Genomic DNA, 23,049 nt, shown 5'->3' with positions numbered 1-23,049 from the left:
TTGAACCTAAAGCTCTTGAGCACTATTCCCGTTTTAATGCCATTCTAACTGCATGGTCTGCATGCCGTGTTGTTTCAGGCAGGCGATAATTTGGAGATAATTTAATAATCCAGTCACATGCAGTCTTTAACGATATTTTATGTCCAACTGATACATAGACTGGCTTTACATTACCTTGGGTTCTTAAAACATTACCGATAATTTCTTCGTTATCAATAAGGGGTGCATGGTCGCCTCTTTTTAATCCTGGGACAACTGATTGGCCATGTAGTCGTGTTTTTCCACATCCGATTGTAGGAATATCAAATAACACTCCTAAATGACATGCAAGACCAAATCTTCTAGGGTGAGCAATTCCTTGCCCGTCACAAACTATCAGGTCTGGGATAGTTTTAATTGCGTCCAGAGCTTTTGCAAGGGATGGCAGTTCTCTAAAGGAAAACAGGCCTGGAATGTATGGAAAATGAGAAACATCTTGAACTACCGAAGTTTCTACAACATCTAAAGTTCCTGAATCCAGAACGACTACAGCTGCAATTTGAAGATCATTTTTATCATCATAGGCAACATCACATCCAGCAATATATTTTATATCACTTAACGCATCTTGAGCTATTACTTTCTTAGCTAATTGCTGCTGAAGAACCAATGCCTCGGCTTCATTCAAATTCCATGGATGTTCAAATACAGGCTTCATAAGATTTATACCCCTCTACTGATTATTATTGCTATTGCTGTTTATTATACCATATATGTAAATATTAATTAAGATAATAAGATAAGATAGATTTGATTTTGCAGTAAAATTGTAAATAGTGATAAGGTTAATATGCGAAAAGACATGATGGAATAGAAAGCACAATTATTAGCATAATAAATGGTGATGAGTTTTATAAGAATGTTATTTATAAGGATGTGTCTTTTCTAATGAATAGAGAGTTTTCATAATTTATTCTTCTGATAAAAAGAATAGATAAATAGTATGATTTTGCATAATTATTTATTGAAAATTTCATTTTAATATGTTAGAATGTTATAAAATTATCAAAGTACAGAGGATGACTACTGAAAAGTATTCATATAACTAAATAAAACCTGATGGTAATCGTTAGGGAATACCAGAATAAAAATTTTGAGAGGAGATTTCTGAATGACAACGAATAAAAAATTGCTTGATTGGGTAAAAGAAATGGCTGATATGTGCCAGCCGGACAAAGTTTATTGGTGTGATGGTTCGCAGGAAGAATATGATCGCTTATTAAAGGAAATGGTAGATTCAGGTTCAGCTACGCCACTTAATCCTGAAAAGCGTCCTGGATGTTATCTGTTCCGCAGTGATGCGTCTGATGTTGCACGTGTTGAGGACAGAACTTATATTGCATCTAAGAAGCAAGAAGATTCCGGTCCTACAAACAACTGGGTTAATCCTGATGAACTCAAAGCTACAATGAAAGAGTTATACAAAGGTTGCATGAAGGGTAGAACAATGTATGTTATTCCTTTCTCAATGGGACCTATAGGTTCACCTATTTCAAAAATTGGTGTAGAATTAACAGACAGTCCATACGTTGTTGTTAATATGCGTATTATGACTCGTATCGGTAGCAAAGTATTAGAAACTCTCGGAGACGGGGAATATGTTCCTTGCTTACATTCAGTAGGTGCTCCATTAGCTGAAGGTGAAAAAGATGTTCCATGGCCTTGTGCACCAATCGAAAAGAAATATATCAGCCACTTCCCAGAAGAAAAGACTATATGGTCTTTCGGTTCAGGATATGGCGGAAATGCTCTTTTAGGTAAGAAATGTTTCGCACTTCGTATTGCTTCTTCTATAGCTCGTGAAGAAGGTTGGCTTGCTGAGCATATGCTCATCCTCCGTCTTACAGATCCAAAGGGTAATGTAAAATATATAGCTGGTGCTTTCCCAAGTGCTTGTGGTAAGACAAACCTGGCAATGCTTGTTCCAACTATTCCTGGATGGAAAGTTGAAACTATAGGTGATGATATAGCTTGGATGAAATTCGGTAAAGATGGACGCTTGTATGCAATAAATCCTGAAGCAGGATTCTTTGGTGTTGCTCCTGGTACTTCCATGGATTCAAATCCAAGTGCTATGCACAGTATAGAAAAGAACACTATATTCACAAATGTTGGTTTAACTGATGATGGTGATGTTTGGTGGGAAGGTATTGGTTATGATGCTCCATCACATCTTATCGATTGGAAAGGCAAAGATTGGGCACCAGGAAGTGAAGCTCCAGCAGCTCATCCAAATGCTCGTTTTACAGCACCTGCAGGTCAGTGTCCAGTAATTGCTCCTGAATGGGAAGATCCTAATGGTGTGCCTATTTCAGCTATTTTGGTTGGTGGACGTCGTCCAAGCACTATTCCGCTGGTTCATGAAAGCTTTAGCTGGGAGCACGGTGTATTCATGGGTTCAATAATGGGTTCAGAAATTACAGCTGCTGCTATATCAGCAAATATCGGTCAGGTTCGTCGTGATCCATTCGCTATGCTTCCATTCATAGGCTACCATGTTGGTGACTATTTGAAACATTGGTTGGAAGTTGGTGCAAAAGCTGATGAAAATAAACTACCAAAAATATTCTATGTAAACTGGTTCCGTAAAGATAAGGACGGTAAATGGTTGTGGCCAGGATATGGCGAAAACAGCCGTGTTCTTAAATGGATCTGTGAAAGAGTATCAGGAGAAGGCAATGCAGTTAAGACGCCTATAGGTTATATGCCTACAGCTGATGCAATTGACACTAACGGTCTTGATATAAGTGCAGATGATATGGCTGAACTTCTCAAGGTTAATAAGGATGAATGGTTGAATGAAGTTGAATCTATCAGAAAGCATTATGCTAATTACGGCGAAAAAATGCCTAAAGAATTATTCGATCAGTTAGATTCATTGGAAAAGAGACTTAAGGGTTAATTCCATAATATTTGATATAAAGTAACGGTTGATAAGTTATTGAATGATGACTTGTCAGCCGTTTTTATTTATTTGTGGAAATTATGATATATTAAAGAGCATTTATTAATCAATTATAATATATGAGATATAAGTTTGAAACATTGGAAAATTTGAATTGAAGTAAAGAAGCTGAGGAAGGGGATCGAACCCTCGACCTATTGATTACGAATCAATTGCTCTACCAACTGAGCTACCCCAGCAAATAATTATAGTATTAAATTATCATATTTAATCATAATTTTCAAATACTAAATTAAAAGTAATTTATAATTTAATTATAATAGTATTTTGATATAATAGGAATAAAAGTAATTGGGAGTTTAAGGAGAGGGAAATGAGAGCTTTTATCGGGATTGATTTTGACAAGGAACAGAAGAGAAAGATAAACGAGCTTCAACAAAGGTTGAGACGTTATGCGATACGGGGAAGATGGAAACATATTGATAATTTTCATCTGACATTGAAGTTTCTCGATGATATTAGTCCGAGCCAGCAAAAACAAATTGATAATGTGGTGAAGGAAATATGCAGAACAGTAAAGCCATTTAGCCTCAATATAAAGGATATTGGTGTTTTCGAAGGAAGGGATTCCATACGAGTTCTATGGATTGGTCTTGGTGGAGATCTTGAAGAATTGAGAGCATTGCATAGAAGGATGGAAGAGTTATTAACCCCAATAGGACTTATACCTGAAAAAAGAAGCTATAAGCCCCACATCACTATAGGGCAGGATATAGTCTTTGAATGTGATTTCCAGCAGATTCGGGATTCGATAGGAAAGTTGGATTTTAGTCCTGTAAGTGTGAACACTCTCCATCTTTTTAAAAGTGAGCAGATTGCAAATAAACGTGTATATACTAAGGTTTCAGACTATAATCTATTTGTTTTGCAATAACCATTTTACATTATTAATTATTGTAAAATATTTTCTTTGATTCATATGCTGCGAAAAATTCATGTTTATAGTGCAAAGTCAGATGATTCAACTGCATTTGCTAATGTAAAATCATTTTCAAAACATGTCTGTACAAAGAAATAATAAAAATATTAATTCAGGTTTCTACGGTGTTGATGTTTGATTTCATTGTTATGCTTAGTATAATAATGGGTATATATTAAAGCGGGTTATAATGTAGGAGGTAAATTTAATGGATTTGCATAATATTTTAATCGCTTTTGGGCTGACGCTTTTTGCAGGATTATCAACAGGTATAGGCAGTATGTTAGCTTTTTTTACGAAAAAAACCAACACAAAATTTCTTTCTGTTGCACTGGGTTTCTCCGCGGGAGTTATGATCTATGTATCAATGGTGGAGATATTTTCTAAAGCTAAAACTTCTTTGATAGGTTATTTAGGTGAAACAATGGGATCATGGGTTACTGTTGGCTCATTTTTCCTTGGTATATTCATAATTGCAGCGATTGATAAGTTTGTGCCTTCTGTTGAGAACCCTCATGAACTTCGCAGGGTTGAAGATATAAACAAAGGTAGTTCCGATGTTGATCGTGGTAAACTTATGAGAATGGGAACATTTACTGCCCTTGCAATAGCAATTCATAACTTCCCTGAAGGGCTTGCAACATTTACTTCTGCCATAAAGGACCCTTCGTTGGGAGTCGCAATTGCTGTAGCTATAGCGATCCACAACATACCTGAGGGAATAGCAGTATCAATACCTATTTATTATGCTACAGAAGATAAGAAAAAGGCATTCAAGCTTTCTTTTCTTTCGGGCTTATCTGAACCGGTAGGAGCCATTATCGGTTACATATTGCTATTCAGATTCTTTAATGATGCTGTTTTTGGCGTTTTATTTGCAGCAGTTGCAGGTATAATGGTATTTATTTCGTTAGATGAGCTTTTGCCTACAGCTAGGGAATATGGGGAGCCACATCTTTCGATTTATGGTCTTGTGGCAGGTATGATGGTTATGGCTGTAAGTTTGCTACTTTTTATTTAGAAACTTGGGTTAGTAAAAGGTGTCAATTAATATTTGCAAGATGACGCTAGAAAAATTGCAAAAATTCTTTCTTTTTTTATATAAAACGTGAACATATAATAAAAAATGCAATATAATATAATGTAATATTCAAAATATCGTTTGACATGTTTACTGTTGTAATGTATTATTGTATTAAGTCTTAATCTTAATTTATCGAAAGCTAAGTAAGGATGATGCAATTGATGTCTGATAAACATAAATTCACGAAGGGGCAGATTGAGGCACAAATAAGTGACGCAGTCAGCAAATTTGAAAAGGAATATATGGGTCGTGGACCTAGAGATATTAAGACGACAATTATAAAAAATCACATTCTCATAATAATTGATGGTTTTTTGAGCCAGTCTGAGCAAAAGCTTGCTGAAAATGGACAGGGTATAAAGCTAATAAAGGATATGAGAACAGCTTTGTTCGAAACTGCCGGCAATAATTTAAAGGAGCTTGTAAGGGATATAATTGATATGGATGTTATAAGTATGCATTCCGATGTCAGTACTAAGACAGGTGAAAAAGTTATTGTGATTTCATTAAAGAACGAATATTCAGAAACTAAATAAAATAAGAATCAATTTATATTGATAATATAAATTATACAACTGGTTGACCAAGCAAAGGGTATAGCATACTTGTTGTAGTGTAGGCCAATATTTATTACCTGATAATACAGGTTTATAAGTATTGGCTTTTTTGATTATGACTAAGCATATAAAAATTTAAGGAGGAAAATATTATGAACAATAAATTTTTAGAGAGAATAGTTTTGCCGTATGATCTGCAACAAGTTATTGATTGTGGTGTCAAAACCATTATCCCTGAAAATAGGAGCCATCTTTTATCCCTTGCTATAGGTGATGAAGGAAACATGACTTTTGAGGTTGAATATGATGTGCCTGAGCAGGGAAATATAGTTGAAGCAACAGTTGTGAGATGTAAAAATGGTGCAGCTGTAAACTATATGGATATGTATATGAGAAGGAGAGACCCTGACTGCATGGTAGTTGCAGATAATGGTGAGACAGATAAACCCAGATATAGGGATGTATACGGCGAAGATTTTATGCCACTTCGTGGTTTGACATTTGAGTGGTTAAAAAATCAGGAGCTAATAATTATGCCATTTATGGCAGGTGGTGCTGAATTTGGGTATCCGGCCTTATTGGTAGCACCTGCAAATGCAGGTTTCTTTGCTGCAGGATTAGCCGATTTACAAGGGTTTATCCCAAAGAATCAAATACCTGAAGGGTTTAAGCCAAAAGCTGTTATATATCTGGCCCCTCCTTACAGACATACTCACTTTGAAGGTAAACAGGTTGTGGTACACAATAGACTTGACGATATGCATGAATTGTTTTCATATAATCTCTATCCAGGTCCTAGTGCTAAAAAAGGCATATACGGGGTGCTGCTCCATATTGGGGAACTTGAAGGCTGGGTTACTGTCCATGCTTCTACTGTCAGGGTTATAACTCCTTATGAGAATATTATAACCATCATGCATGAAGGTGCTAGCGGCGGCGGGAAAAGTGAGATGTTGGAACAAATTCATAAAGAATTGGACGGCAGAATTATTCTTGCTCAAAATACTATTACCAAGGAAAAAACATACCTGGAGCTTAAGGAAACATGTCAATTGCAGCCTGTTACTGATGATATGGCACTTTGTCATCCAGCTATCCAGAATGGCAGTAGAAAGCTTACAGTTAAGGATGCGGAAATTGGTTGGTTCTTAAGGATAAACCATATCAACAAATACGGAACTGATCCTCATTATGAGAAATTGTGCATACATCCTCAAGAACCGCTTATATTTTTAAATATACATGGAATACCGGGATCTACATGTCTCATATGGGAACATACCATGGATGAACCTGGAAAACCGTGCCCCAATCCAAGGGTTATTATGCCTAGAAGGTTTATTCCTGATATTGTGGATGAACCTGTTGAAATTGATGTGAGAAGTTTTGGTGTCAGGACGCCTCCATGTACAAAGGAAAAGCCGTCCTATGGTATAATGGGAGTTTTTCATATTCTTCCGCCAAGCCTTGCATGGTTATGGAGGCTGGTTGCACCAAGAGGACATGACAATCCAAGTATTACAGATTCGGAAGGCATGAGCAGTGAAGGGGTAGGCTCTTACTGGCCTTTCGCAACAGGTAAAATGGTTGATCAGGCCAATCTTTTGCTTGACCAGATAATTTCTGCATCTGCAACCAGGTATATAATTATACCTAACCAGCATATAGGCGCCTATAAGGTTGGATTTATGCCTCAATGGGTGGCTAGAGAATATCTTGCCAGAAGGGGAACCGCAAAATTCAGGGCAGATCAGCTTGTTGAATCAAGATGTTCCTTGATGGGATATTCATTGGAGACACTTAAAGTAGACGGTACATTTTTAGCCAAAGGGTTCCTACAACCAAACCTTCAGCCAGAAATAGGCAACAAGGGTTATGATGAAGGTGCTAAAATACTTACCACTTTCTTTAAAAAAGAGCTTGAAAAGTTTTTAACACCGGATTTAAATCCCTTAGGAAGAGAAATTATTGAGTGTTGTATGAATGACGGCAAACTTGAAGAATATATTGATCTTATTCCTATTAGGATGTAATATTAGAACTATGATTAATATTAAAGAGGCGATAAAATGCAGCTGATTAAGATTACAGAAGAAAATAAAATCCCTTCCGACTTTGAAAATACACCGGTTTGGGAGTTAATAGCATACCAAAACTTGGCAGCGGAGTTTAAAACTTATAATTCTGCACAACTTTTAATAGGGATGTGCATGGACAATAGGAAACAATTGCGAATACCGGAGAATTTTGCTTATATGATAAGAACAGGCGGTGCCAACTTAAGGTATTCCGAATTTAAAGTGTCTTATGCTATAGCTATCGGGGAAGTCAAGTATATTGTATTAATAGCCCATGACAATTGTGGGATGGTCAATTTAATTTCAAAAAGAGAACAATTTATTGAAGGATTATGTAAGAATGCCAACTGGAACCGGTTAAGGGCTGAAGAACATTTTATGAATTATGCCCCCATGTTTGAAATTGATAACCAAGTTGAATTTGTTTTAAACGAATCAAAAAGGTTGGCCCAAAAGTATCCAGGAGTAAAAGCTGTGCCGCTTCTTTACTCAATTGATGATAATATGCTAAGTGTGATTTTGGAATAATAATAAACAAACTAATTTTACATTACAAGATGGAATTTTATTGACAATGCTGCAGGAGGTATAATACAATGATATTGTTAAAAGGGAGCAGTTACTAAGTACTAAGTCAGCATCACGGTGCGTATACTTAAGTATATATATATTATGCATCTGGCTTATTTACCTAAAGGGTTAACGAGACTTATAATATAATCTGCGTTTTAGGTTATGTTATAAGTCTTTTTTAAATGTCCTGACACCATTGGGAATTAGTGCTTGAAACGGAGGTTTAATGGGAATAGTACTACAGTCTATAAATATTATATCAAATCTTGATACACAGATAATTGAAATGATCCAAAAGTTTGGATCCTTTGCTTATATGTTCCTGTTTTTAATTGTTTTCAGTCAGACCGGGCTTTTTATGGCACCTTTTCTTCCAGGGGAAACACTGCTATTTGTAGTGGGGACTCTTTCTGCTTCAGGAACAATGAATATATGGATAGCGACATTTTCTCTTATTTTGGCAGCTATATTAGGAGATGCTGTAAACTATAACTTTGGAAAATACTTTGGGCCAAAGATATTTAAAAAACAAAATGTTTGGCTGCTGAACAGGAAACACTTGGATCAAGCTCATGCCTTTTATGAAAAGCATGGAGGTAAGACAATTATTTTGGCAAAGTTTCTTCCGCTAGTTAGGACTGTGGCACCCTTTGCGGCTGGTATGGGGAAAATGCCTAACAAAAAGTTTATTAACTACAATATTATGGGTGGAGTTGCCTGGGTATCTGTAAATGTTTTTTTAGGGTACTTTTTTGGTAAAATCCCAATGGTTAAAAATAATTTTTTGCTGGTAGTGATTGCAGTAGTAGCTATAAGTATAATACCAGGAATTGTCACATGGACTATAAGAATACTAAAAAGTAAAAGAGCTGCCGCAAGTAAATAATCAATGTGTATAAATAAAAAAGAACCGGCGATAGGCCGGTTTTTTAAATTTATTACAATAATGATTAAGGTTGACAATACCGCAAGAGGTTTTGTTATTGAATGGGTGCTTGAAAGTTCTGTTCCTGCTGATTTATTATCTTCTTCTTACCTATCTCAGTATATTCTGCCTCTCGCGGGCATATCATATAAAGAAGCTGCTGCAGTTCTCCAACATGCCTTCTTTCTTCATCAGCGATATGATAGAGATTCTTTTTTATTCTTTCATCGTTAGTTGCCATTGCATGGGCTTCATATCCGACAATGGCTTCAAGCTCACCTGCAATATCGACACGTAAGGCTTGTGCCAGCTCCTCGTTTGACATCAGCTTGGGTGGATTGCCTACAAAAGGGTTTCCAAACAGTGCCATTTAAACACATCCTTTTCATTAATAATTAACTTCTTTTTTATAGATTAGACTAAAGCGGTGCTTCTAAAAGTGTTAAAAATTTGCATTAGATGCACTTCGGTGTTCTTCCTCTTCTTTTCCAATTGGTGGTTCAGGGTATCTGTCAATATCTGGGCTGCCGCTCAATTCATCGTATATTCTTCCGATTGCAGCATATTGGTCTGAAAATCTCCTACTACTGTCATCAAGTAGAAAATCTTCAACGTCCCCAATATTTTTTATGGTTATAGGATAATCTGTATCTTCCAGCATTCCATTAATTAAGTCATATGCTTCCTTGCGATCCATAACGATACCTCCTTACTGAGTAAGCAGCTTTCCAGATGGATTAAGGCTTTGCATTATCTGATTAAACTCAGAGTTCAATTGGCTTAAAGGCTTTTTATTTTTAATATGGCCAGCCAGGTTTCCTATTCTGGAGTTTATATCTTTTGAGTCTGTTATTACAACATTTGTTATAGTGTTATCAAGTTGCTTTACCTTTGTGGAGATTAAATTTTTTGTTGAAGCTATATCATCATTCTTTTTGGCAGAATCATACCCAATAAGAGCAGTATTGCCGGCAACAACAGCGTTAACCTTATCTATTCCATTGAGATTATCTACCTGCTTACATATGTTATCTGCCTTTTGTGCATTGTATCCCAGTTGTTCTCCTTCTCTATTAAGCCTTAAATTATTAATGCCATTTGTATTGTCAATATTGTTAACATTGTTGTTATTGTTATTATTGTTATTATTGTTAATGTTGTTATTAATATTGTTAGTGTTGTTTGGACTTGGTGTTCTGCCAATATTCACTATATATGGTGAGTTGTTTCCTATTCCTACTTTTTGATTGTTTTGTATAATGTTTCTTGCATCGGGACCTGGAATAGGGCTAGGGCCGTTCATATCTGTTCCTGTAATGTTCCTTCCTTGTTGAGTTGTGTTATTTCGTGCTATTCGATTTGTGTTTCTTCCAAGAATACTTCCGCCTGCCAATAGTACACCCAGCAGACCAACTCCTAATAATATCGATAAAATAACTGGAAATCTTCTTTTCAAAGTAATCCACCTCCAGAATTATTTTTATCGAAGTTAGCATGTTTTATTAAGCCAGTTTCTGATAACTTTGTAATAATTATTTTACAAATAAAATTGTTAATATGATAATAAACTGTGGTAGAATAATAGAGATAATTCAATAAAAATACAGTTTATTATAAGGAGGTCAAATATGAAGAGTTTGAAGGGAACAAAAACTGCAGAAAATTTACTTAAAGCTTTTGCAGGTGAATCACAGGCACGTAATAGATATACATTTTATGCCTCTGTTGCAGATAAGGAAGGTTTTAAACAGATTAAAAATATTTTTATAGAGACTGCAGATAATGAAAAGGAACATGCGAAAAGATTTTACAAGTTTTTGCTTGAAGGCTTGCAGGGGGAGCTTCCAGCTATGATTGAAATCAATGCATCATATCCGGTTGCACAAGGTACAACAATTGAGAACCTGAAAGCTGCGGCAGATGGAGAAAATGAAGAATGGTCAGACCTTTATCCTGCTTTTGCAAAGGTTGCCCAGGAAGAAGGGTTCCCAGAAATTGCAGCAGCTTTTAAGCTTATTGCATCTGTTGAAAAGCATCATGAAGAAAGATACAAAAAGCTTGCTGAAAATATTGCGAATGATGCGGTATTCAAAAAAGGTGAGAAGATAAAATGGAAATGCGGAAATTGTGGATACATTCATGAAGGTGCTGAAGCACCTGAAAAGTGTCCTGCATGTGTTCATCCAAAAGCATATTTCGAGGTATTGGCTGAAGCTTATTAAAGCATAGATATATAATGAGAGTGGTGCTGCAATGGCATAAACAAAAATGCCCTTGCAGCATTGTTTATTTATGTCTGGGAAATTATAATATTAAATGGAAACAGTATTTACTAACACTTTTAATGTAAGAGAGGGGAATGAATTATTGAATATTTGATTTTAATTATCTTGGGATTTATTGTTGGAACATTAGGCACGCTTGTTGGTGTAGGCGGAGGATTTATCCTGCTTCCGGTTTTGTTGACCATATACCCCGAAAAGCCTCATGAAGTTCTTACTGCTATCACCCTTGTGATCGGATTTATTAACTCATCAACAGGTGCTTTGGCACATAGAGGATCAGGAAGAATTGACTTTAAATCAGGGTTTATTTTTGCGGCAGCTACTGTTCCGGCTTCCGTTTTAGGAACTTATTTAACTACATACTTGCCTGTTACATTATTTCAGATAATTTTAGGAATCGTTATGGTCATGGTTTCAGTCCTCATGTTTATAAGCAATACAGATAGAAAGAAAGAAAAGAATGTTAAAAAAACTCGTTCAAAATTCATTATGGAAAAGAATTTTAGTAAAGGGGATGGAACTAAAGAGGAATGGTCTTACGATATAAGAGTAGGAGTGGTGTGCAGTGCAATAGCAGGATTTATCTCCAGCCTTGTTGGACTTGCGGGAGGAGTATTCCATATTCCATTGATGATACGCATACTTGGTTTTCCTGTTCTAGTAGCTGCAGCTACTTCCCAGTTTGTAGTAATATTCAGCTGCCTTTCAGGCACAATAACCAATATTATATCGGGTGCAATAAAGGGAGGAGTAATAACTGCTATTACAATTAGTCTTGGAGTAGTTCCAGGAGCATTTTTTGGTGCATCAATATCTAAAAGGATGAAAAATATTTGGATTATTAGAATATTTGCAGTTTTATTAATGATTGCTGCCTTAAAAATAATTATTTCTGGGGTCGCTCGTTGAATAAACTCCATTCATACAGCGAATTTAATATGATATAATTATGTAAATGTATAAAATAAATTTCAAGCTATAAAGCTGCAGAATCATATAAATGTCGAGATTTGAAGGAGAACTACTTATGAGCCAATCACTTCAACCTGGAGGAAATATTGCTCTAGGTTTAATGCAAGGAACTGTAATAGTTACACATAAACTTTCACAAGATATAGATACTTCTTTGACTGCATTTTTGTTAACTGATAATGGTAAGGTTCAAGGAGACGAAGGTATTGTGTTTTATAACCAACCTCACGGACCCGGAGGTATGGCAATTTATTATCCTGCCCATGATGAATCGGGAGTAAGGACTCACAAAATCAGCTTCGATTTATCAAAGGCGGGTTCGGATATTACAAGGATTGCTGTAACATTAACTGAAGATAAAGGTAAAGGATTTGCAAAAGTTGAAAATCTTAAGGCAAGTGTTAATGTTGGAAATGATGTTATTGAACTTACACCTGCACAGTTTACTGAAGAAAAAGGAATTGTTGTTCTGGAGCTGTATATTCGTAATGGCCAGCCGAAAGTGAAGTCTGTATGGCAGGGATTTTCATCAGGATTGGATGGCCTTTGCAGGCATTTCGGTGTTGAGGTTGCAAAGGATGATACAGGTACTGCTAAAGCAGATTGTGCTGCAAATGGAGTCAATGTCGTTGAAGTCATAGGTCAGGCTGGCACAAGTCCAGCAGTTGAACAGCACATTGCATCTGTAAAGCAGGATATAACTGGAAAACAGGGTGATGATATAAAGCAGGACGACGATTCAGGCGTTTCCGCAGGAAACTCGAAGGTCAATTTGCAGAAAGTCACTGGAAAGATCAATTTAAGTAAGGGCCAGAAGCCTGTCATTATTGATAAAACTGCAGAAATAACCGCTTATGTAACCTGGGATTCAAAAACAGACTATGATATATATGCACTGGTATTTACAAAGGATGGAAGACAAATTGATGTGGCAATGTTTGGTGCTGATGGTGTAAAACCGTTGCAAAGTTTTGATAATGGAACTGTTGAGCATATGGGGGACGTTGGGCGTTCTGCAAGAGGATTTTTTTCCTTCCGCTCTAAAAAGTCCAAGGAAGACAGTAAAACTGAGATTATTAAAATAAGACCCAATGATAATGTTTTGGCAGTAGTCCCCGTGGTCTACTCAGCCCAAAGCAACGGTACAGGTTCCTTTTACCGTTATCGTGCTTCAATGACAATCGATAATAATGAAGGAACCACTGTTTCTATTTCATCTCAAAATGCTAATGATGATGATCTGATATATACATGTGTTCCAGGTGTTATTCTAAATACACCTGAAGGAATTGTGATAGATGCTGTTGAAATGTACAGTGAGCCGGGATCGGAGAGGCGGCCAAAGCTTTTAAGAGGACATGACGGTAAGATTAAGGTGCTTATGGATGCCGGTCCTCGAAATGATTACAAATAATAGCTTGAAAACAATAACCCGCAGAATCAAAAAATTTGACTCTGCGGGTTACTATGGCTGATTGTTTCTTATTTACTGTATTTTTCATAAACTCTTACAACCATGATAACTGCTTGCTCTCTTGTGGTTGTACCTTTAGGAGCTATATTACCGCCTCCTACACCTTTTATAAAACCGTTTTTATTCATAAATTTTACAGGATCCAATGCCCATGATGATATTTGTTTCTCATCGGCAAATTTTTCAATACCATTGGTACTAAAGTCTGCACTTGGTTTAACCACTTTAACGGCACGGTTCATCATAGCAGCAACCTGCTCGCGATTTGTCAATTCATTAGGAGCAAACTTGTTGTTTCCAACCCCGTTAACAATCCCAAGTCCAAAAGCTTTGTATATTTCTGGATTTTTGGTATCGCTAAAAGCAGTTGTGTCCTGATATGAAGCCTCTTTACCAAACATCTTCTCATAGAGCTTTATTGCAACTTCTGCAAACTCTTCACGGGTAATGGGCCCATTCATTTTATCCTTTATTTTATCAGTAATGAATCCGTATTCATCTGCCTTATCAAGTTCAGGAACTGCCCATTCGCTGGCATCTTTATAACTTTTCTGAAATCCTTTGATACCTGTGGATGCTATGTTTGAATAAGGAGAAGAGCTGGTATCTGTCGTAATTCTATTCCCATGTTCATCATTAACTTCATAGTGAAAATAGTCGGCTTTAACACGGAAATTATAAATATTTGCTTTTATATCTATATCTCCGTTAATCCCCATATCCTCTGGGTTGATTATAATAGTATTTCCGTTAGAGGCATCCATTCCTCCAGTTTGCTGCCATTCACCGCTGCCGATCTGATATTCAGCCATATAAAAAACTACTTCTTCATCTTTCGAAGAGGTTTCCAAGATGTTTTTAACTGCCTCTGGTACACTAAACTTGAGTTCAAAATAAGGCATACCATCTTCATAACTTTTAACTTCAACTTTCAAGTCTTCTGGAGGTTCAATGTTTACAGCTGTAGTATACACCATACTTACCGTAATTATCAAAAAACATACTGTTAGTGCAATAAATCTTTTAATCATGTTTCTACACTCCTTATAAAAGTAATTTTCAAAATATAGAGGTATATTACTTCAAGCAAGATTACTCCGAATTCTTAAGCTAGTTTTTTATCTTCTTGCTATATTGTTATCGTCAATAATTATCTTATTGATAATAATAAGATTTCTAAAGCTATCATCTAAACTTATCATCTAAAGTATTGTTTCGGTTTAGGCGTTCAAAATATGGAGGTATAGGCTTTGTTTGTTGATATGGTATAGAAAATTTGTAAAAGCTAATAACTATATAAAAATAAATTGATTTTTCTATAAATAAAAAGTGTTATTTATAGATACCAAACTGTAAAGTTATATATCAGTTCACTTGGAATAGCCCTTTTTCGCCCATTCTGCTCAACTAGTATAACTAGTTTTACAGTTCTTTATCTATAATATGCAAGCAAGTTTGTAGAAGAAGGAGATATACTATGTTTAAACATGAAAAACAATTATTAAAGGATGTAAGGGTTGATGCCCCAAATCCAAATTATGCAGCCATGCTGCAGGAGCAGTTAGGCGGTCCGCAGGGAGAATTAAAGGCGGCACTTCAGTACTTGTCACAGAGTTTTCGTATAAGGGATGCTGCCATAAAAGATCTGTTTTTGGATATTGCAGCTGAGGAACTAAGTCATATGGAAATGGTGGCAACTACAATAAACATGCTCAATGGGCACAAGTTAGATGCTCAGAATGCTACTATAGGAAATATTGAGGCACATGTGCTAAGCGGCCTAGCACCAATGCTTACCAATGCATCAGGGCAGCTTTGGACAGCAGCTTATGTCAATGAAACAGGAGATCTTGCTGCTGACATACTATCCAACATAGCTGCTGAACAAAGAGCAAAAGTGGTATATGAGTATCTTTACAGGCAAATCAATGACAAGGGAGTAAGAGAAACCATAGACTTCTTATTAAATAGGGAGGAGGCACATAATACTTTATTCAGGGAAGCATTCAATAAAATTCACGATACAGGCTCTTTGAAGGATTGGGGTGTGACACAGGATTCAAAGATATACTTTGATATGTCTACGCCAGGTAAGTATTTTGATGTCAATAATCCTCAACCTGCAAGCTTCAACAATCCAGATCAGCAGAATCAATCCCAGCATTAATAAAATGAAATTACGGGGGATATACAAGTGGCTAAAAAGGCGATGATAATCAAGCAGCTACGAACACCTAAATACAGAGTTAGGAAGTATAACAGGTGCAAGCTGTGTGGAAGACCTCATGCATATATGAGAAAATTCGGGATTTGCAGATTATGCTTCAGGAGTTTGGCATATAAAGGTCAAATTCCGGGAATTAGAAAGTCAAGCTGGTAGTAATTAATACCGTTGTTCAATGCTAATATGCAAATATTTTTTTGATTTACAAATATTAAAAAGAAAACATTTGTAAACATGCATATTTTTTGAATGCTCTATGGATAATAAATAATGATTATGAATTAATTGGAGGTGATTATTTTGGCAACAGGGAAAACTATAGCTCCACATGAGGCATTTGAATTACATGAAATTCTGACATTCAAAAATGTATGTGCAACAAAATCTGCAACAATGGCTGGGCTTGTTAAGGATCAGGAATTAAAAGGCCTTTTGGAGCAGGACTTTAGCGTTGCACAGGGACACATACGGGAGCTTCAGGACTTGATGCAGGGTGCAACCTGGGCAACAGGAACGTCGGGAACAACTATGGGTACTGCAGGAACAACGGGAACAACAAGCCATTAGAATTTAGTGAATGTAAGAAAACTTAAGAAAGTAGGTGAATTATGGCAAACATGATACAGAATTTGGCAGGTATGGGCGATATGACAGAGCAGGTTATTGCTACTGATTTTTTGCTTGCCACAAAAAGTGCTATTAAAGGATATGCAGCTGCATTGGCTGAAACTGCTACACCAGAAGTAAGAGATACTTTACGTAGACAAATGGATGTTGCAATCGGTACACATGAAAGAATTACAAATTATATGATGAATAAGGGATATTATCATGCATATAATCCAAATGAGCAGATAAAGGTTGATATGAAGGCTGCAGATACAGTTCTAAACATGCAGCAGCCATAATACATGATGGATACCGGACTTGTTAAGCTTCACAATACGGTATCCATATAATTACTGCTTTTCGTCATAGATAATCTGCTTTATAACCTTTTGCTGTAAGAATATTTACCATAGCATCGTTTATTTCCTCAGTATCTTGTATTGTTCCTGTTTGCAGGCAAAATTTTATCTGTGGTGTAACTGTTTCACCCACAAGATCGAAGATTAACCAATTCTTTGGCCAAAAAGGTCCTGATTGGGATAAAACTCTGCTGAATTGGCCCGGTGCACACACTGCAAGGTAGATAGATGTTAAACTTCCCCATGAAACACCTATGTAAGATAATCTTATCCATCCAGTGCGTATAACATGTCTACCTCTTGGTACATTCGCTGCTATTATTTCGTCATACTCGCTTTTGTATTTTGGCATAATGAGAGTAGAATTATTACCTGCACCACCGGCGGTAACATTTTTGTTCAAAGGATCGGTAATCCAGTTTCCATCAATAACATATTTATAATCAAAACGTGAATTTTCCGGGAACACCTTTGTTATATACCACAGGTCCATATTTGGAAGTTTGATCATTTTGTCTTGGAGCTCCCAGTCATTATAATCACCTACAAAGTAAATACTATCTGCTGTCCCTCTATAAATAAAAGTAACTTCACTGCCATTTATTAAAGGTGAGTCATTGTCCTTTAAATATAGAGCTTAATTAAGAAATTTTAGTCAAGTTTATCCGACATTTGAATGATTTTTTTCATCTGAGTATTATCAAGGTTTTTTATATAAGCTGTCAATGCAGTTTGCCATTCCTTTTCGCTTTCCGATAAATGCAAATCAAAATCCCTGCTATTTATGTATCTATAGTCTGGGATTTTATTGGATGGGAGTTCCTTTAAAAGCATGGCCAGTTCCAGGTCTCCAAAAGATGAGAATATTTCGGTATACTCATTTTCAAATATACAATCTGCACCAAGGATATCCACCAAATCAACAAAGCTATGAACTTCCTGCCAAATTATTTTCAATTTGTCTGAAACATTTCTGCAAGATCGTATTTCTTCGGTAACCTTTCTAAATAATTCATCATCCATCTTATTACCATCTTCAAACCTGAAATCTGACGCTTCATTTTTTTCTTTCATTTGAATAAAAATAGTAGATAATTTATTTAACTGCAGCAATTTTCTTATTCTTGCAGACATATCATTAATAGTTTCATAAATGTATTTTGTTAAAAATTCATTTTCAATTTCCAACTCCCTTATTATTTTATCCGCGGAGCTGGATATTTCCGATTCATAGTCAATTGGGCACATGCAGCTTAAAGTACGTTGCAGGTACAAGCAATCATTCCCATCAATTCTTAGATCTTTAGAACTTCTTTTAAGTAAAACCGAACCTAATGAATTGGCAAGAACAATCTCAAAAATATTAATCAGCAGTTCCTTATTCTCTTTGCTATAGCCGTTTAGCAAATAAACAATACTTTCTTTTGAAAAACGTCTGCAGAATTCATTTTCACAATATAGCTTTTGAAGGTAAGAGCTGATATATTCAATTCCGCATGTGTCCATCCTGTCTATACATAATGGATAATCTATTGATACAACTGAATCATGAGCAGCAAACATGGGGTTATAATCCTTAAAAAAGCTGGCAAGTGACTCAATGGTGTCATTATATGCAATATTATCAGTAGAAATTTTGTTTTTTTGAACCAAATGAAATAATTCTTTTGTTTTTTCAATCTCAATTCTTATAAGTTCTTTCCCCTTGGAGTAAACGGCCATTAGCTTTGTAGATTTAATTGCATATAAACATTCGTCAGTGTTTGGCAGGTTTTTTAGATAAAAATCTATTGTATATATTATTGACATCATAAGACTTTGGGCAGTTTCAACCGTCACAGAGCTGCTGTCCCCCTGTGTATATGATCTGGTCTCTGTAGTAAGCACATCTGCCAGTTGCAGTCGGATGCCTGTGATTTCATCCATGGTAAGAAGCTTAAGCCTTACCGCTTCATTTAACAGAGATTGTAAATAATTTGACTTGTCTAAGTTCTCTTTCCTTATTGAATATTGTTTTTCTATGCCTGTACTCATTCATAATCCTCCCCGAAAAAGTATTCATCAGCCCCATCAGCCTCATCAAGATCATCAAAGTCATCTTCGCCGTATCTGATGTTTCTGGCTATTTTATCCAGATCCCTGTTTTGCAGCAGTTCTAAAGAACCATGACACCTGTTGTTAAAGTTATCCTTCATTAGGTCAATGAGTTCGTCGTCACTTAGTTGATCCAGAGTCTCGTTTTTATAGTAATAAAAAGTTTCGATCAATTCGTGAAGTATACTTGAATAGTCTTTTTGAATTATATAAGGCGAATCACAAAAGGCTTCTATCAACTTATTTATTATGCCTCCTCCCAATTCAATCCTCCCATAACCTTTTAAGGTTTCATTTCTCGTTTCAACAAGCTCTTTTGCCTCGTCAGGTGATAAAACAAGCCCATACCGGGATGTAGTTTCATTGCACTTTATAATTTCATCTACCGCAGATTGGCTTAAGTCCAGTATTGGAGAGATGAGAAACTTTTTATCCATAATATACCTCCTTAAAATATTTCCCAAAACTATTGACAAATAATTCTGTTTGTGATATAGTTAAGATGTAGAGTTATGCAAATAATAATAAATATATAGACTTTTATTATACCATTGGATTGGAAAGAATTCAATGGTTTTTTGATATTTGGGATATTTGGGGGATATAATGGATATAAAAAGTAAAAGTAAAGTTTTTTTAACTCTGTATTGCATAGCGTTTTTTACCGCTTGGACAGTTTTTGAGCTCTATTTGAAAGATTCTGTTAAAGAGATCAATCCATATCTATCATTGGGGATTAAATTTTTGGTATGGACTTTACCGGTTATTTTAATTATAAAATATAAATTCAAAGAAAATGTTTTATCATATCTCCAAATGACAGGAAATGTTAAAGCCGGATTAAAAGCTGGATTCATATTTGGGATACTGGTCACATTTTATCATATTGCAAGGATTTTACTTTTCCAAAAAGGTCTTAACCCTTCTTTTGATCTATATGCAATGATTAGTGCAGTAATTCTTATAGGATTCACTGAGGAAGTAGTATTCAGGGGTTTCATACTTACGGAACTACATAAGATAACAAAATTTTGGGCTGCAAACTTAATATCCTCCGTACTGTTTATGCTGATTCATTTTCCAAAGTGGTATAAAGAGGGTAACTTGCTGCATACTGAAGCAATTGGATCATTTGTTTTTTTAATTTGCTTTGCGTTACTGCAGGGTTATGTTTTAAAAAGAACAAAATCAATATGGCCATGTATGATTATTCATTCGGTAAATAACTTTATGACTATGTTTTTTATGGTATAAGCCAAAGGTGATAGGGTAAATTAAAGTAAAATAACTTATATCGGTGGAATAATTGTTAAGATTTAAAAAAATAATTTAACTATGGCTGCAAGTAAGGAGTGATATCATGCTGGAAGAAACAATGCTTGAGAAAAAGGTATGGGCGGTTGTTGGTGCCAATCAGAGGCAAGAGAAATACGGAAATATGATTTACCGCAAGCTAAAGAATAAAGGGTATGAAGTATACGCAGTAAATCCGGTATATGATGAGGTAGAGGGAGATAAATGCTACAAGGATCTCTCATCCCTGCCCAAAGTTCCTGAAGTCATTAATATGGTTGTTTCTCCTAAAAGAGGAAAGGCTTTTTTGGATGAGGCTGCCAGGTTGGGAGTAAATTATGTATGGCTCCAGCCGGGAACGCATGATGATGAAATCATGAAGCAGATAGAAGATCTTGGGTTGAAAGCAGTTCAGGCATGTGTTCTTGTTGCCACAATATGAAATGGGATAAATTGTTAATATTTATTGATTGACTAATATTTGATAGGAAAGTAAAATGGTTATATGAGGTAAGGCATGATTGTAAAATTACTTACCGTTTTGAGCGTGTGTTCTCGAGTTAAGTTAACACCAACGCCAAATTATACGGTAAGTTATATTTTCAACATGACTAGATCTCAGGTGGAATTAAAATAGTTACCATTAAGAAAGGGTAAGGTATAGACTGATGAGGATTGGCTAATTCGGCAAAAACAATTTGATATTGACGTTTGTTCATGGGGAATTATGGTTTGTTCTAACCCGCAATTTCTCACAATAACGCCAAGGTTGCAAAATCGCAAGCGATTTTGTATGTGCTGGATTAGCTGTAAATAGAATATGGGCAGGTATTGACTGCCATATTAAAAGTGGTTAACACTTTTAATATATTAAGTCTTTGTAAATTGTGCTTTTATATTAGGTTTATTCATGAAGCTCAGTTTATAAAAAACTTAATGCTTTAATAATATTCATATTTGGATATTAAAGGGCAAATTTACAGGTTAAGCTTTCCAGCACATTACTCAGGATGTGGAAGGAGAGTTTTTTTATGCTTATTTTAGAAGCAGGAAATATAAAAAAATATTATAGAGACAGGCTTATAGTAGGTTTTGACAGTTTAAAGATATATAGAGGTGACAAGATTGGGATTGTAGGACAAAACGGTTCAGGGAAAACAACACTCCTAAACATACTTTCAAAAAGTATCCAACCAGACGAGGGTTTTGTAAAGCAATACAGTGAGATTGCTTATATAAAGCAGTTTTCGGATGAAAAAATGGAAGCAGATCCTAAAGCACTGAAGGAATTTAGTTTGAATAATATATCTCAATATAGTGGGCTAAGCGGAGGGGAAAAAACCAGAATTAAAATTGCCAATGCAGTAAGCAAAGATAGGGTGATTCTCTTAGCAGACGAGCCGACAGCAAACCTGGATTATAAAGGAATAGGGCTTTTAAGGGAAAAGCTTTTTGAAGCGGAGTCGTTACTACTTATAAGCCACGACAGAGAACTTTTAGATAGTGTTTGCAACAAAATCCTTGAGGTAAAGGATGGTAAGATAGCTGTATACAGTGGTAATTATTCCTCTTACAAAGAGCAGCTTGAGATGGATTTCAGGCATAAGGAACAGCAATATGAAAAATACATTTTGGAAAAGTCAAAGCTTACCGAAGCAATCATTGATAGGAAAAACAGAGCAAAATCCATGAGAAAGACTCCAAAAAGAATGGGAAATTCTGAGGCCAGGCTTCATAAAAGGGAAACTACTGAGATACAGCAGAAGCTCAATAATGCTGTAAATAGTATGAAAACCAGACTTGAAAGGCTTGAGGTAAAAGAAAAACCAAATGAACTGCCAACAATTAAATTGGATTTTTCTTTGACAAGTCCGCCTGAAAACAGAATAGTAATATCAACAAACAATTTGGCCTGCAGTTTCGGCAGCAGAAAGCTGTTTGATGATGTAAAATTCAATATCTATAACGGTTCTAAAACTGCTCTTTGGGGAGAGAACGGAACAGGAAAGACTACATTGTTAAACCTCATCTTTGAAAAAAACGATAGGAACATATATGTAGTTCCTAAAGCCAGGTTGGGCTACTTTAGACAGGGTTTTGAAAACCTTGATAACAATAAAACGGTTTTGGAAAATGTAATGGATGGCAGCGTACAGAACCAGGCTGCTGCAAGGACAATATTAGCCAGGCTTCTTATTGGAGGCGATGATGTATTTAAGAAGGTAGGCGTATTAAGCGGCGGCGAAAGAGTTAAAGTTTCTTTTGCCAAGCTTTTTGTATCAAGTGCCAATGTGCTTCTGTTGGATGAGCCCACAAACTTTCTTGATATGGAATCTATAGAAGCCTTGGAAAATGTGCTGTGTGATTATGAGGGTACCGTTGTTTTTGTATCTCATGATACTGCATTTGTAAGTAAGGTTGCTACAAAAATGTTGGCTTTTGAAAAAGGTGCTGTCACGGAGATTGATGGGATGCTGGAAGATTATATGAACGGGAGTCGCAAGGGCATTCAAATAAGAAAAATGATATAGACCGTGTCGTGCTGGAATTGAGAATTGCCGAGGTAGTCTCCAAACTTTCAATGCCTGGAGCGGATAGG

25 protein-coding genes and 1 tRNA gene are annotated in these 23,049 nt (G+C 35.9%); 17 read left to right on the top strand and 9 right to left on the bottom strand.

Translation table 11 applies throughout. The features are described 5' to 3' along the window. Nucleotides 1-22: 22 nt before the first annotated feature. Nucleotides 23-697 (bottom strand): deoxyribonuclease V, encoded by a 675-nt coding sequence (gene nfi, locus Bccel_RS22410; RefSeq protein ID WP_036935673.1) that lies wholly within the window; start codon nucleotides 695-697, stop codon nucleotides 23-25. A gap of 453 nt (nucleotides 698-1,150) precedes the next feature. Between nfi and Bccel_RS22405 the strand changes: the two genes are divergently transcribed. Continuing rightward, a complete protein-coding gene (locus Bccel_RS22405) occupies nucleotides 1,151-2,941 on the top strand; it encodes a phosphoenolpyruvate carboxykinase (GTP) (protein ID WP_036935675.1) in 1,791 nt (596 codons plus the stop codon). 169 nt (nucleotides 2,942-3,110) lie between these two features. On the opposite strand, the gene Bccel_RS22400 is transcribed toward Bccel_RS22405, so the two are convergent. Beyond that, a tRNA-Thr gene (locus tag Bccel_RS22400) sits at nucleotides 3,111-3,183 on the bottom strand. Nucleotides 3,184-3,317: 134 nt separating this feature from the next. Here Bccel_RS22400 and thpR point away from each other — a divergent pair. From thpR to Bccel_RS22370, 6 genes are all read left to right on the top strand, one after another. Continuing rightward, nucleotides 3,318-3,878 carry an RNA 2',3'-cyclic phosphodiesterase gene (thpR, locus tag Bccel_RS22395; protein ID WP_036935677.1) on the top strand — a complete coding sequence of 187 codons (561 nt, stop codon included), beginning with the start codon at nucleotides 3,318-3,320 and terminating at the stop codon, nucleotides 3,876-3,878. A 259-nt stretch (nucleotides 3,879-4,137) separates the two neighbouring features. Next, a complete protein-coding gene (gene zupT, locus Bccel_RS22390; RefSeq protein WP_201782035.1) occupies nucleotides 4,138-4,944 on the top strand; it encodes a zinc transporter ZupT in 807 nt (268 codons plus the stop codon). A gap of 224 nt (nucleotides 4,945-5,168) precedes the next feature. Beyond that, nucleotides 5,169-5,543, top strand: a complete 375-nt coding sequence (locus Bccel_RS22385; RefSeq protein WP_036935680.1) for a Na-translocating system protein MpsC family protein — start codon at nucleotides 5,169-5,171, stop codon at nucleotides 5,541-5,543. Between the two features lie 173 nt (nucleotides 5,544-5,716). After that, complete coding sequence (locus Bccel_RS22380) at nucleotides 5,717-7,597, top strand: DUF4914 family protein (RefSeq protein ID WP_036935682.1); 1,881 nt, start codon at nucleotides 5,717-5,719, stop codon at nucleotides 7,595-7,597. A gap of 36 nt (nucleotides 7,598-7,633) precedes the next feature. Then, on the top strand, nucleotides 7,634-8,170 hold the full coding sequence (locus Bccel_RS22375) for a carbonic anhydrase (protein WP_036935684.1): 537 nt from the start codon (nucleotides 7,634-7,636) through the stop codon (nucleotides 8,168-8,170). Nucleotides 8,171-8,441: 271 nt separating this feature from the next. Continuing rightward, entirely contained in the window at nucleotides 8,442-9,101 is a 660-nt protein-coding gene (locus Bccel_RS22370) for a VTT domain-containing protein (RefSeq protein ID WP_036935686.1), read from the top strand. Between the two features lie 94 nt (nucleotides 9,102-9,195). Here Bccel_RS22370 and Bccel_RS22365 read toward each other — a convergent pair whose 3' ends face one another. The 3 genes from Bccel_RS22365 to Bccel_RS22355 all read right to left on the bottom strand — a co-directional run bounded on the left by Bccel_RS22365 (nucleotide 9,196) and on the right by Bccel_RS22355 (nucleotide 10,596). Then, the gene (locus tag Bccel_RS22365; RefSeq protein ID WP_036935688.1) at nucleotides 9,196-9,510 is read right to left on the bottom strand and encodes a demethoxyubiquinone hydroxylase family protein; all 315 of its coding nucleotides are present in this window, start codon (nucleotides 9,508-9,510) and stop codon (nucleotides 9,196-9,198) included. A gap of 72 nt (nucleotides 9,511-9,582) precedes the next feature. Then, complete coding sequence (locus Bccel_RS22360; RefSeq protein WP_036935690.1) at nucleotides 9,583-9,837, bottom strand: hypothetical protein; 255 nt, start codon at nucleotides 9,835-9,837, stop codon at nucleotides 9,583-9,585. A gap of 12 nt (nucleotides 9,838-9,849) precedes the next feature. Beyond that, nucleotides 9,850-10,596: a YhcN/YlaJ family sporulation lipoprotein gene (locus tag Bccel_RS22355; protein ID WP_036935692.1), complete on the bottom strand. Its 747-nt coding sequence runs from the start codon at nucleotides 10,594-10,596 to the stop codon at nucleotides 9,850-9,852. A 172-nt stretch (nucleotides 10,597-10,768) separates the two neighbouring features. Between Bccel_RS22355 and rbr the strand changes: the two genes are divergently transcribed. The 3 genes from rbr to Bccel_RS22340 all read left to right on the top strand — a co-directional run bounded on the left by rbr (nucleotide 10,769) and on the right by Bccel_RS22340 (nucleotide 13,811). Next, nucleotides 10,769-11,362, top strand: a complete 594-nt coding sequence (rbr, locus tag Bccel_RS22350; protein WP_036935694.1) for a rubrerythrin — start codon at nucleotides 10,769-10,771, stop codon at nucleotides 11,360-11,362. Nucleotides 11,363-11,515: 153 nt separating this feature from the next. Next, nucleotides 11,516-12,334: a sulfite exporter TauE/SafE family protein gene (locus Bccel_RS22345; RefSeq protein ID WP_160317753.1), complete on the top strand. Its 819-nt coding sequence runs from the start codon at nucleotides 11,516-11,518 to the stop codon at nucleotides 12,332-12,334. 118 nt (nucleotides 12,335-12,452) lie between these two features. Next, the gene (locus Bccel_RS22340) at nucleotides 12,453-13,811 is read left to right on the top strand and encodes a TerD family protein (RefSeq protein ID WP_036935699.1); all 1,359 of its coding nucleotides are present in this window, start codon (nucleotides 12,453-12,455) and stop codon (nucleotides 13,809-13,811) included. A 68-nt stretch (nucleotides 13,812-13,879) separates the two neighbouring features. Here Bccel_RS22340 and Bccel_RS22335 read toward each other — a convergent pair whose 3' ends face one another. After that, nucleotides 13,880-14,902 (bottom strand): S-layer homology domain-containing protein, encoded by a 1,023-nt coding sequence (locus tag Bccel_RS22335; RefSeq protein ID WP_050753741.1) that lies wholly within the window; start codon nucleotides 14,900-14,902, stop codon nucleotides 13,880-13,882. Between the two features lie 446 nt (nucleotides 14,903-15,348). On the opposite strand from Bccel_RS22335, the gene Bccel_RS22330 reads away from it, so the two are divergent. From Bccel_RS22330 to Bccel_RS22315, 4 genes are all read left to right on the top strand, one after another. Continuing rightward, the gene (locus tag Bccel_RS22330) at nucleotides 15,349-16,038 is read left to right on the top strand and encodes a manganese catalase family protein (RefSeq protein ID WP_036935701.1); all 690 of its coding nucleotides are present in this window, start codon (nucleotides 15,349-15,351) and stop codon (nucleotides 16,036-16,038) included. A 27-nt stretch (nucleotides 16,039-16,065) separates the two neighbouring features. After that, nucleotides 16,066-16,251 (top strand): type Z 30S ribosomal protein S14, encoded by a 186-nt coding sequence (locus Bccel_RS22325; protein ID WP_036935703.1) that lies wholly within the window; start codon nucleotides 16,066-16,068, stop codon nucleotides 16,249-16,251. A gap of 144 nt (nucleotides 16,252-16,395) precedes the next feature. Continuing rightward, entirely contained in the window at nucleotides 16,396-16,662 is a 267-nt protein-coding gene (locus Bccel_RS22320) for a spore coat protein (RefSeq protein ID WP_050753740.1), read from the top strand. 41 nt (nucleotides 16,663-16,703) lie between these two features. Next, nucleotides 16,704-17,003, top strand: a complete 300-nt coding sequence (locus tag Bccel_RS22315; protein WP_036935705.1) for a spore coat protein — start codon at nucleotides 16,704-16,706, stop codon at nucleotides 17,001-17,003. 64 nt (nucleotides 17,004-17,067) lie between these two features. On the opposite strand, the gene Bccel_RS22310 is transcribed toward Bccel_RS22315, so the two are convergent. The 3 genes from Bccel_RS22310 to Bccel_RS22300 form a co-directional block, all read right to left on the bottom strand. Beyond that, nucleotides 17,068-17,643, bottom strand: coding sequence for a hypothetical protein (locus Bccel_RS22310; protein ID WP_081926706.1), 576 nt, complete (start codon nucleotides 17,641-17,643; stop codon nucleotides 17,068-17,070). Between the two features lie 71 nt (nucleotides 17,644-17,714). After that, on the bottom strand, nucleotides 17,715-19,097 hold the full coding sequence (locus Bccel_RS22305; RefSeq protein WP_036935709.1) for a DUF6179 domain-containing protein: 1,383 nt from the start codon (nucleotides 19,095-19,097) through the stop codon (nucleotides 17,715-17,717). Further along, complete coding sequence (locus Bccel_RS22300) at nucleotides 19,094-19,594, bottom strand: DUF6323 family protein (protein ID WP_036935711.1); 501 nt, start codon at nucleotides 19,592-19,594, stop codon at nucleotides 19,094-19,096. Before Bccel_RS22300 ends, Bccel_RS22305 begins: the two co-directional genes overlap by 4 nt. Nucleotides 19,595-19,763: 169 nt before the next feature. Here Bccel_RS22300 and Bccel_RS22295 point away from each other — a divergent pair, with 169 nt between their 5' ends. The 3 genes from Bccel_RS22295 to abc-f all read left to right on the top strand — a co-directional run bounded on the left by Bccel_RS22295 (nucleotide 19,764) and on the right by abc-f (nucleotide 22,981). Continuing rightward, the gene (locus tag Bccel_RS22295) at nucleotides 19,764-20,411 is read left to right on the top strand and encodes a CPBP family intramembrane glutamic endopeptidase (protein WP_050753739.1); all 648 of its coding nucleotides are present in this window, start codon (nucleotides 19,764-19,766) and stop codon (nucleotides 20,409-20,411) included. Nucleotides 20,412-20,517: 106 nt separating this feature from the next. Then, nucleotides 20,518-20,892 carry a CoA-binding protein gene (locus Bccel_RS22290; RefSeq protein ID WP_036935712.1) on the top strand — a complete coding sequence of 125 codons (375 nt, stop codon included), beginning with the start codon at nucleotides 20,518-20,520 and terminating at the stop codon, nucleotides 20,890-20,892. Nucleotides 20,893-21,481: 589 nt separating this feature from the next. Beyond that, nucleotides 21,482-22,981: a ribosomal protection-like ABC-F family protein gene (gene abc-f / locus Bccel_RS22285; RefSeq protein WP_242857043.1), complete on the top strand. Its 1,500-nt coding sequence runs from the start codon at nucleotides 21,482-21,484 to the stop codon at nucleotides 22,979-22,981. Nucleotides 22,982-23,049: the final 68 nt, after the last annotated feature.

The sequence above is a fragment of the Pseudobacteroides cellulosolvens ATCC 35603 = DSM 2933 genome, from assembly GCF_001262605.1.
Taxonomy (GTDB): Bacteria; Bacillota; Clostridia; order Acetivibrionales; family DSM-2933; genus Pseudobacteroides; species Pseudobacteroides cellulosolvens.
This window is presented reverse-complemented; position numbering and strand designations above follow the sequence as displayed.